The organism is Sivoneniella epilithica UHCC 1019, assembly GCF_040830845.1.
GTDB lineage: Bacteria > Cyanobacteriota > Cyanobacteriia > Leptolyngbyales > Leptolyngbyaceae > ULC077BIN1.
In genome coordinates, this window is the sequence record NZ_JBFPDP010000051.1 from 22,372 (window position 1) to 31,950 (window position 9,579).

Annotated in this window: 11 protein-coding genes; 9 read left to right on the top strand and 2 right to left on the bottom strand. The window is 46.5% G+C overall.

What is annotated here, in order from left to right:
- Positions 1-411: 411 nt before the first annotated feature.
- From AB3R30_RS22420 to AB3R30_RS22435, 4 genes are all read left to right on the top strand, one after another.
- On the top strand, positions 412-1,014 hold the full coding sequence (locus tag AB3R30_RS22420) for a CHRD domain-containing protein (protein WP_458651436.1): 603 nt from the start codon (positions 412-414) through the stop codon (positions 1,012-1,014).
- A gap of 279 nt (positions 1,015-1,293) precedes the next feature.
- Positions 1,294-1,701 (top strand): single-stranded DNA-binding protein, encoded by a 408-nt coding sequence (locus tag AB3R30_RS22425; RefSeq protein WP_458651437.1) that lies wholly within the window; start codon positions 1,294-1,296, stop codon positions 1,699-1,701.
- A 124-nt stretch (positions 1,702-1,825) separates the two neighbouring features.
- Positions 1,826-2,050 carry a hypothetical protein gene (locus tag AB3R30_RS22430; protein WP_458651438.1) on the top strand — a complete coding sequence of 75 codons (225 nt, stop codon included), beginning with the start codon at positions 1,826-1,828 and terminating at the stop codon, positions 2,048-2,050.
- Entirely contained in the window at positions 2,047-2,409 is a 363-nt protein-coding gene (locus AB3R30_RS22435; RefSeq protein ID WP_458651439.1) for a hypothetical protein, read from the top strand. Before AB3R30_RS22430 ends, AB3R30_RS22435 begins: the two co-directional genes overlap by 4 nt.
- Before the next feature lie 61 nt (positions 2,410-2,470).
- Here AB3R30_RS22435 and AB3R30_RS22440 read toward each other — a convergent pair whose 3' ends face one another.
- Positions 2,471-2,635: a hypothetical protein gene (locus AB3R30_RS22440; RefSeq protein ID WP_458651440.1), complete on the bottom strand. Its 165-nt coding sequence runs from the start codon at positions 2,633-2,635 to the stop codon at positions 2,471-2,473.
- A 115-nt stretch (positions 2,636-2,750) separates the two neighbouring features.
- Between AB3R30_RS22440 and AB3R30_RS22445 the strand changes: the two genes are divergently transcribed.
- The 5 genes from AB3R30_RS22445 to AB3R30_RS22465 all read left to right on the top strand — a co-directional run bounded on the left by AB3R30_RS22445 (position 2,751) and on the right by AB3R30_RS22465 (position 6,551).
- A complete protein-coding gene (locus tag AB3R30_RS22445; protein WP_458651441.1) occupies positions 2,751-5,552 on the top strand; it encodes a tetratricopeptide repeat protein in 2,802 nt (933 codons plus the stop codon).
- Positions 5,553-5,819 carry a type II toxin-antitoxin system HicA family toxin gene (locus AB3R30_RS22450; protein WP_458651442.1) on the top strand — a complete coding sequence of 89 codons (267 nt, stop codon included), beginning with the start codon at positions 5,553-5,555 and terminating at the stop codon, positions 5,817-5,819. It abuts the gene before it with no gap.
- Complete coding sequence (locus tag AB3R30_RS22455; protein ID WP_458651443.1) at positions 5,803-6,015, top strand: type II toxin-antitoxin system HicB family antitoxin; 213 nt, start codon at positions 5,803-5,805, stop codon at positions 6,013-6,015. Before AB3R30_RS22450 ends, AB3R30_RS22455 begins: the two co-directional genes overlap by 17 nt.
- A 99-nt stretch (positions 6,016-6,114) precedes the next feature.
- Entirely contained in the window at positions 6,115-6,330 is a 216-nt protein-coding gene (locus tag AB3R30_RS22460) for a type II toxin-antitoxin system HicA family toxin (RefSeq protein ID WP_458651444.1), read from the top strand.
- Positions 6,327-6,551, top strand: a complete 225-nt coding sequence (locus AB3R30_RS22465; RefSeq protein WP_458651445.1) for a type II toxin-antitoxin system HicB family antitoxin — start codon at positions 6,327-6,329, stop codon at positions 6,549-6,551. Before AB3R30_RS22460 ends, AB3R30_RS22465 begins: the two co-directional genes overlap by 4 nt.
- A 115-nt stretch (positions 6,552-6,666) precedes the next feature.
- On the opposite strand, the gene clpB is transcribed toward AB3R30_RS22465, so the two are convergent.
- Positions 6,667-9,291: an ATP-dependent chaperone ClpB gene (gene clpB, locus AB3R30_RS22470; RefSeq protein ID WP_458651446.1), complete on the bottom strand. Its 2,625-nt coding sequence runs from the start codon at positions 9,289-9,291 to the stop codon at positions 6,667-6,669.
- Between the last annotated feature and the right edge of the window lie 288 nt (positions 9,292-9,579).

The window sequence follows — 9,579 nt, forward strand, 5'->3', positions numbered from 1 at the left end:
CCCAGCCAAAGAGCCGGCATTTTTGGCAACTATTACACCAATCTAAATAGAGGACGCGACAGATCTTAGGTTGAGACCATGACTGAGTAAAGCTTCTACAATTCAAAACTCAAAACTCAAAACTCAAAACGGAATCACTTGTAAGCCCAAGACTTAGCACTTTCTATCAAAAGTAAAGCTTATGTGAAATATTGAGCAACTAAGATAAAGCTCCTATGAAGCTCAAGATTTTTGTGATTATATCGCCTGTTTCATAGGGCTTTCAGCGGTCAGCAGTTGGCACAGCAGTTCTTCGGATAAAACAGATCCAGATTGTCAAACACTCCGTATTGCCACTTGAAATGCGTTTTGCATTTCGTTTTGTATTTCACAGGCATTGCTCAATCTCTGTAGATTTTAGGAATTTTTACCATGAAACAACTGTTAGCCCTTGGATTTTTAAGCGCTGCAACTGTTCTCTCTCCGGTGGCAGTTGAAGCGGCAACTTTTAATTACTCTGTCCCTTTGGAAGCGAAGCAAGAAGTTGCTCCTAACTTTAGCGATAGTTCCGCAACCGCAAGCGCCACAGGCGCATTAGTTGGTGATCCAATGAACTGGGTTTTCAGCTACGTCGTCAACTACTCTAGCCTGGAAGGTTTTTTGGCTGATGGACATATCCATTTAGGCGATCGCGGTACTAATGGTCCCGTTGTGCATATTTTGGATAATCTTCCCAGTTTTTTGGGCACCCAATCAGGCACTATTGTTGGAGACTGGACTTCTGCTGATGTCGTTGCGGCTGGCAGAACCACACCCCAAAATGTCTTTAGCAGTTTTTTGGATGGTGGCTATTACTTCAATCTTCACTCAACTCTGTTTCCAGGCGGTGAAGTTCGGGGACAAATTGAGCCATTCGTTGAGGCAAGCGCAGTCCCAGAGCCTACCACTATGACAGGCGTTCTGATTGCTGGGGCAGTCGGTGCAGCAGTTCGTCGTAAGAAAAATCGTCAAGAAAAGCTAAAAGTCGAAAACTAAGATTGTTGTGAGAGTCTTGATCAAAGTTTTGGGGAGCAAGGTTTCTGATGTACTGATTCCTTGCTCCTTAATTTTAAGCACGTATAGCATTTTAAGCACGTATAGCAACGGATGAATAGGTTAGGAGACAAAGATTCTTGAGAAATAAGTAATAACAGACGGGTGTTGTCTTGACCTTTCCTCATACTGCTATAAAGATTGCGAAAAGGAGATTGCTGTTAGCAACAACCCTCCGTAGGGAACTCTACAGAAAAGGAATATTTTATTGGAGGTGCTTTTATGTCGAGCGTAGGCTTAAATAAGTGGATCGTCAGTGGACATCTGGCAGCAGATGCGGAAATTAAAACTGTAGATTTGAAAAGTGGCGAGAAAGCGAGGGTCGCAAAGGCGACGATCTACGTCCGCAAACCGCGCAGTCGAGAAGATTCATTCACCGTATCGCTCAGCATTTGGGAAGGCTCGGCGGCATGGCGCAAACTCCAGTTTTTGAAAAAAGGATCGTTAATTATCTGCACCGGAGCAGTGGAACCCAGTCCTTACATTTCTAGCAGCGACAACTTGCCCAAAGCAGGCTTGGCAATGACTGTGATTGATGTTGATTTGGACAATGTGCGATTTCCTGAAGAGGAGAGCGAATCTACTCAAGCGGAACCTGTAATGGCTGAAGGAACTGTGGTTGCTGTGTAAAGACAAAACTGGGCGATCGCTCTTTTCAAAAGGGGCGATCGCTGGGTATATATTCTAGATTATGAAGGATTAATGTAGGCTGATTGTATACGTGTCACTCACTGTAGAGCAGACTGCTAATCTCATGCGTTTTCAGAACAGCTTGCCCAAGAATGCAAGTCCCGCTAGAGTTTACGATTTGCCCAAGGGTAGCAAGGCATTTCAATCAAACGTTCCAGCTACAAACATTCCTGGTTCGTTTGCAACCTACGAAAAGCAAGTTGATCAGGCTGGCGTTACACTTTCGTATACCAAAACAACCTACGCCTCGGATGGCAGCATCGTCCACGTTAAGCAAAAATTCCCATGAATACGAGAACTGAACTGCTCGACTCCCTGTTGAGTTTTGACCAACCATTGCGGCAAATTACCTCGACATTGGCAACGTTTGGCTGGGATAGCGATCGCCCGTTGGTTACTCTAACCCGACAACACATTGCAACAGTATTAACTCGCTATCTGGATAGTGAACTGTCTAAAGTGGATGTCGAAGACTGGGCAAATGCGATCGAAGGACGGGAAGACATCAGCTATGAAAATGGCGTTGTAGATGAATTGAGCGAGGTGATTTATCAGTTAGCCAATCCCCGATTGACGATGCCGATGTCAGCTACTTTTGCCAGGGAGTTGCTGAGGCAGTTGGGTGAAGGGGCGATCGCTCCTTTCTAAAAAAGCGATCGTCCCTTGAACCGCGATCTCCGCTGTGATTAGAGCGATCGCTCAAGGACAGCTATCGACGCATCAATCCTGTGATGCCACTGATCAGGATCGAGATGAGGATGGCGATCGCCAAAATCACTGCGGTCGGAGATTCGGATTGGATGATGGGTTTGGGGTCGATGGGGGCGATCGATAGAACTGTTTGCTGAGTTAACGTGGGCTGTTGTTGATTCATTTGAGTGACCTTGAACTGGATGTGCCAATTCTCGCAACCCGCTCTGCCTACGTCATTACGAGAAGTTCCGAAAAAGTAAGGTTATTATCGAGACAATCATCGTCTTGCTAAACCCATGACTTCAGAAGAAGCTATTCAAATCGCTGATGAAGTGCTGCTTGCTCATGCTGGCAATCCTCTAACGGACATACAGCGCATGATTTTGCGTGAGTCCTTAGCAGGCAATGGTTACGAGGATATGAAAGACTACGGCTACACTACTCAGCACATCAAAAATGTGGGTAAGAAGCTATGGGACTTGCTTTCTGAAGCGTTACAGGAAAAGGTCAGCAAAACGAACTTTAAAGGCGCACTGGAGAAACGGCTGAAATCAGGGAGGACGGTGCTAAAGCCGCCCATGCCATCGACATACAAGCAGCAAACCTGGGTAGGACGGAAAGCGGCGGTCAGCGATCTTCTTACCAAATTGCAAGGACAAATCCGTTTACTGTGGATTACGGGCATTTCTGGGATTGGCAAAACGACGTTGGGAGAATGCCTTGCTAGCCAAGCTTGGGAAAGCGACCCTTCGTTTCAATGGATTTATCTGGAAATTTTGGAGGGGCAAAGTCCAGGTTTTGCCTCTGTTGCCGCTGACCTGTTATCCAAAATGGGAATACATGACCTTGACCCGCAGGGACGGAATAATCCTGAACAATTAGCCAAACGACTCCTGCAAAAGCTGACATCTCATTTCTACTGGATTCAGCTAGATTCGCTGGAACGCTTGCTCAATCCTGAACAGCCGACTAAATTTGATGATCCTTACTGGGCAGTCTTTTTTCAGCATTACCTCACTGAATCTGGTATTATCAGCCGTCTAGTATTGACTTCTCAGGCGTTTCCGACTGCGCTGGTTGAGTTTGGCGATCGCTACCCCAATACTTGGGCAGAAATCCGTCTGACTGGACTTTCGGAGGTTGAGCAACGACTCGAATTCTTTGCCAAACGCGGTATTGCTGTAGAACCAATCAATCAGGATATTCTCACCTACATTGCCGAAACCTATGAGGGTCATCCGCTAGTTCTGAAGGTGATTGCTGAAGATATAAAGGAATTTCCGGGCGGTGTTGATGGCTATTGGAAAGAGTATCAACCTGAATTTGAGCAAGTTGCCAGAGAACTACAAGCCACTCGCCTAGATGAGATGGACTACAACGAAGCCCTCGATCGCCAAGTTCGAGAACGCATCAAGAGATCCTTAAAACAACTCCCTGCGGATGCTCTCGATTTACTCTGTCGCAGTGCCGTGTTTCGCCGCCCCGTTCCGAAAAAGTTTTGGCTGGTGATGATTGGAGATTGCACGACCTACCAACAAAAAGCAGCTTATCGGATGTTGGGCGATCGCGCCTTAATCGAGCGAGAAGGCATTCACCAAGGGCAATTTCTCATCCGCCAACACAACCTGATTCGAGACGTTGCCTATGACCTACTCAAAGCCGACACCTTTAAATGGGAAACTGCCGAAAGCCAAGCCGCCCACCTCTGGCTTACCGCCTATGAACCTCCTAATAATGCTCCCAACCTAGAAACTGTGCGCGGCTACCTAGAAGCATTTCACCATTATTGTGAGACAGAACGATGGCATGATGCTTATACCTTAATAGCTAATCGACTTGATACACCTACTCAGGAGCAACTACATAACCAACTAAATACTTGGAGTTATTATCAGGAGCAAATCAGTCTCTATAAAAAAGTAGAAGATCAACTCGATGAAAATTCAAATAAAGTAATTCTGCACAATCTGGGTAATGCTTATCTGTCAATTGGAAACTTTGAGCAAGCACTTTCTTTCTACTTGCAACGACTCAAAATTGCAAAACAAGAAGATGATTTGCAATCTGAATGTACTATTCTTCAAAATCTAGGACTTGTTTATAAAGAAATTAAAAAATATGACGAATCAATATGCTGCTCAAACCAAGGAATAGAAATCGCAGAGAGAATTGAAGATTTTTGTGGAAAGGCAGTTTGTCTTCGACATTTAGGTCTAGTCTACAAAAGTCAGCACAAGTATCAATTAGCAAAGAAAGTCTTGGAGGAAAGTAAAGCAATTCTTGAGCATTCCTCTGATTTAAGGAGCGAATGTGCGACTTTAGGTTCTCTTGGTCAAGTATATGCGGCACTGAATGAGTACGATTGCGCCTCTCAAGCATATTTGTCTAGTTTGCAAATAGCTAGAAAGATTGGCGATCGTTACCAGCAGTTAATAACGCTAAAAAATCTGGGAGAATTACGATCTAAATTAGACACTTATGCGGAGGCAATCAACTATTACCAAGAAGCACTCAAATTAGCAAAAGAAATTCCTGATCGCAAACTAGAAGGTGACATTTCAGGAAATCTTGGTTTTTGCTACCGCCAAATTAATCAACTAGATAAAAGTTTCGCCTATTCTCAGAAATATCTTTATGTGTCAAGGGAAAATGGTAATTATATCGATCAAATAACAGCTTTGATTAATCTTGGAGCCACTTCATATACGTTTGAGAAATATTCTGAAGCAATGACTTTTTTCAAAGAGGCGCTAGATATTAGTCAGAATATTTGCGATCTAGCACTTGAAGGAACTGCTCTTATCAATATAGGATCTACCCAATTCAAACTGGAGCAATATCAAGACTCATTAAACTGTATTCGTTTGGCATTAGCAATTTTTCAAAAGATTGATAATAAGGCTAGGGAAGCCGTAGCACTCAAAAAATTATCAATGTTACATCAATTTATAGGCGAGGCTGAGGTGGCGCAGCAGTATTGTCAGCAAGCATTGGCGCTGGCGACAGAGTTGGGCATTCCGTTGGCGGCGGAGTGTGAGGCGTTGCTATTAGCAATTGAAGATAGAGGGAAGGAGAGTGATAGTAAAGAGGGCAATTGAATGAGCCAGCGAGACAAACTACTGATCAAAATCTTGCTGGGAAACTCTGACGCTAACATTCCCTTCGACCAGCTACGCCAACTGTTACACAGTCTAAATTTTGAAGAACGAATACGCGGCAGTCATCATATTTTCTCGAAAGCCGGAATCGAAGAAATTCTCAACCTTCAGCCCAAGCAAGGAAAAGCCAAAGCCTATCAAGTTAAACAAGTTCGGGCTGTAATTTTGAAATATCAAACAGGAGAAACAGATGACAATTCGCTATGAAATGATTCTCTACTGGAGCAAAATCGATCAAGCCTTCATTGCAGAAGTGCCAGAGCTACCGGGATGTGTAGCCGATGGTGCAACATACCAAGAAGCGGTGCAAAATGCTGAAATCGTTATTCAGGAGTGGATTGAGACAGCGAAAGAATTGGGGCGATCCATTCCCGAACCGAAAGGTCGATTATTGTTTGCATGATCGCCCTGGCAACGAAGTTGGGTATTCCATTGGCGGCGGTGTATGGAGCGTTGCAACTCAAAATGTAAAATGGCAGGAGAGCGGAGTACAGCGTAGAGGATGCCTAGAAAAATTAGGGAGTTAAAAAGCCTATTATTGAAGACAGGATTTACTTGTGGCTCTGGTAAAGGTAGCCACACCAAATGGTCACATCCCTTATTGTCAGGAAAGCTGACTCTTTCAGGAAAAGACGGCAGTGATGCCAAGCTTTACCAAGAAAAAGATGTGGACAATGCTCTTAAGCGACTGGCTGAAATGGAAGAGGAAGATACATGAACAGTCACTACACGATTATTATTCAGTGGTCAGATGAGGATCAGTGCTATGTCGTTAGTTTTCCGGAATGGGGCGACTATTGCCATACTCATGGGGATACTTACGAAGAGGCTCTACAAAATGCCCGTGAGGTTTTGGAACTTTTAACTGAATCTGCGATGGACGACAATCAACCCTTGCCAAAGCCGCAATTATTTGGTCAATCCTTACAACCTGTATAAGCATCTCTGACCAGAAGGTATAGTCGGCTGCTGTTTGCTGATGGCGCAGTAGTTTCACCAAAGAGCGATCGCCCCATTTCTGAAGCGATCGCCCTTTGCTCACATCAACCTATTTTTACTGAGTCGTTAACACTTCAGCCGGGAGGCGCTGAAAGGCGAGGCGTTCGTTTTCGCCGACATCCACAAAGATGGTGTCGCCGTTGTGAAAATCGCCCCGTAGGATAGATTTCGCGATCGCGGTTTCCAGTTCCTTTTGGATCGCCCGTTTGAGTGGACGAGCGCCATACACGGGGTCATAACCGACTTCGGCAATGAAGTCGATCGCGGCATCGGTCAGCTTCAGCGACATTTTGCGATCTGCCAAACGTTGCTCTAAACGCAGAGTTTGCAGTTTGACGATGTTCCGTAGTTCGGATTTTTGTAAGCCGTGGAAGATGATGAACTCATCCACCCGATTAAGAAATTCAGGGCGGAATTGCGATCGCATCGCTTCCACGACTCGACTCCGCATCTCTTCATACTGGTCGTCATCGCCTGCGACATCGAGAATGTATTGTGATCCAATGTTGCTGGTCATGATGATGATGGTGTTTTTGAAATCCACCGTGTGACCCTGGGCATCGGTAATGCGTCCGTCATCTAGCACTTGCAGCAGAATGTTAAACACATCAGGATGGGCTTTCTCGATTTCATCAAACAGGACAACCGCATAGGGACGACGGCGAATCGCTTCCGTCAGTTGCCCGCCTTCGTCATAGCCCACATAGCCGGGAGGCGCACCAATCAAGCGCGAGACGGCGTGCTTCTCCATATATTCGGACATGTCGATGCGAATCATCGCTTCTTCCGTGTCAAATAAGAACGCTGCTAACGCCTTTGCCAACTCGGTTTTGCCGACGCCAGTAGGACCTAAAAAGATGAAGCTGGCGATCGGACGGTTGGGGTCAGCCAGTCCAGCGCGCGATCGCTGAATCGCATCGGCAACCGCAGTCACGGCTTCATCTTGACCAATCACCCGCTGATGGAGTTCATCCTCCAAATGCAGGAGTTTTTGCATTTCCGATTCCACCAGTTTACTGACCGGAATACCCGTCCACTTAGAAATGATTTCGGCGATATCCGCTTCAGTCACTTCTTCCCGCAGCAAAGATTTTCCGCTGGTTTGCGCTTCGGCTAGCTGCTGTTCGGCTTCTTGCAACTGGCGATTGAGGTCGGTGAGTTTGCCATACTTTAGTTCGGCGGCACGGTTGAGGTCGTAATCTCGCTCAGCCTGCTGCACTTCCAAACTGACGCGATCAATCTCTTCCTTCAGGGTTTGGATCTTGGTAATCTTGCCCTTTTCTGCCTGCCACTGGGCGTTAAACGTACTTTGCTCCTCTTTCAAGTTAGCCAGTTCTGTTTCCAGCCGTTCCAAGCGATCGCGCGAAATCGGGTCGGTTTCCTTTTGCAAAGACAAGCGCTCCATTTCAAGCTGGAGGATCTTGCGATCGACTTCATCCAGTTCTTCTGGCTTGGAAGTGATTTCCATTTTCAGCTTGGCAGCGGATTCATCCACCAAATCGATCGCCTTGTCGGGTAAAAAGCGATCGCTAATATACCGCGTCGAAAGCACGGCTGCTGCCACTAAAGCACTGTCGGAGATCTTGACCCCGTGGTGAACTTCATAGCGATCGCGCAGACCGCGCAAAATGGAAATCGTGTCTTCCACCGTGGGTTGATCCACAAACACTTGCTGAAAACGCCGTTCCAAGGCGGCATCTTTTTCAATATATTTGCGATACTCATCCAGGGTCGTCGCACCAATGCAGCGCAGTTCACCCCGTGCCAGCATCGGTTTCAGTAGGTTGCCCGCATCCATTGCGCCCTGAGTTGCGCCAGCACCCACCACGGTATGGATTTCATCGATAAACAGAATTAACTGCCCTTGGGAATCGGTGACTTCCTTTAGCACCGCTTTCAGGCGTTCTTCAAATTCACCGCGATATTTGGCTCCAGCTATCAGGGCGCCCATATCCAGCGCAATCAGCTTGCGATTTTTGAGCGATTCGGGCACATCGCCCACCATGATCCGCTGCGCCAATCCTTCCGCGATCGCGGTTTTACCCACGCCCGGTTCCCCAATCAGCACGGGGTTATTCTTCGTGCGACGCGACAAGATTTGAATCGTGCGGCGAATTTCATCATCTCGCCCAATCACCGGATCAAGTTTGCCCTGCCTTGCCATTTCGGTCAGATCACGCCCATATTTTTCCAGCGCTTCATACTTACCTTCTGGGTTGCGGTCGGTCACTTTTTGGTTTCCTCGGATTTGGTCAATTGCCTGCTTGAGTTTCGGTTCATCCAGCTTAAATTCTGTAAATAGCGCTTTGCCAAAGCGATCGTCTTTGGTAAAGCCCAGCAAAACATGCTCAACCGAAATTACTTCGTCGCCGTATTGCTTGCGGTGATTGTCGGCGCGATCAAACAACGTATCTAAACTGCGCCCTAAATAAACACTGCCGCCTGCACCCGAAATCTTGGGCTGTTTGCGGATAAAGTCTTCCGTGCGATCGCGCACCTGCGACACAGGCACATTTAGCTTATTGAACACACTGCTAGCAAGCCCATCTTGCTCTAACAGCGCTTTCATCAGATGTTCCGACTCAATTTGCTGCTGCTGCGCTTGTTTGGCAACATCAGGCGTATGGGCGATCGCTTCCCACGCTTTCTCTGTAAATTGATTGGGGTCGGTTGGTTGCATAAGTCCCCCTGAGATAGAAATTTTTATAGATAACTGTCTCTATTGTAAAGACAGGAACGCGATCGCCCGGATCGGTCTTCACGCCCTAGAACACGGGTATTTACCGCCTTAAGAAGAAAAAGATACAAATTGACGCGATGGGCGACTATCCCAACCCCCCTCACCCTAAATCCCTCTCCCAGAGCGGGAGAGGGATTTTAAACCGTTCTTGCTCCCCTTCTACCTTTTTGGGAGAAGGGGTTAGGGGATGTAGATGCTGTCTTGAAAGTCAAGGGGTAGTGGTGAGGA

Excerpts from the sequence above, each read along its gene's own strand:
- AB3R30_RS22420 (WP_458651436.1), top strand. The coding sequence starts at position 412 with ATGAAACAACTGTTAGCCCTTGGATTTTTAAGCGCTGCAACTGTTCTC.
- AB3R30_RS22425 (WP_458651437.1), top strand. The coding sequence starts at position 1,294 with ATGTCGAGCGTAGGCTTAAATAAGTGGATCGTCAGTGGACATCTGGCA.
- AB3R30_RS22430 (WP_458651438.1), top strand. The coding sequence starts at position 1,826 with ATGCGTTTTCAGAACAGCTTGCCCAAGAATGCAAGTCCCGCTAGAGTT.
- AB3R30_RS22435 (WP_458651439.1), top strand. The coding sequence starts at position 2,047 with ATGAATACGAGAACTGAACTGCTCGACTCCCTGTTGAGTTTTGACCAA.
- AB3R30_RS22440 (WP_458651440.1), bottom strand. The coding sequence starts at position 2,635 with ATGAATCAACAACAGCCCACGTTAACTCAGCAAACAGTTCTATCGATC.
- AB3R30_RS22445 (WP_458651441.1), top strand. The coding sequence starts at position 2,751 with ATGACTTCAGAAGAAGCTATTCAAATCGCTGATGAAGTGCTGCTTGCT.
- AB3R30_RS22450 (WP_458651442.1), top strand. The coding sequence starts at position 5,553 with ATGAGCCAGCGAGACAAACTACTGATCAAAATCTTGCTGGGAAACTCT.
- AB3R30_RS22455 (WP_458651443.1), top strand. The coding sequence starts at position 5,803 with ATGACAATTCGCTATGAAATGATTCTCTACTGGAGCAAAATCGATCAA.
- AB3R30_RS22460 (WP_458651444.1), top strand. The coding sequence starts at position 6,115 with ATGCCTAGAAAAATTAGGGAGTTAAAAAGCCTATTATTGAAGACAGGA.
- AB3R30_RS22465 (WP_458651445.1), top strand. The coding sequence starts at position 6,327 with ATGAACAGTCACTACACGATTATTATTCAGTGGTCAGATGAGGATCAG.
- clpB (WP_458651446.1), bottom strand. The coding sequence starts at position 9,291 with ATGCAACCAACCGACCCCAATCAATTTACAGAGAAAGCGTGGGAAGCG.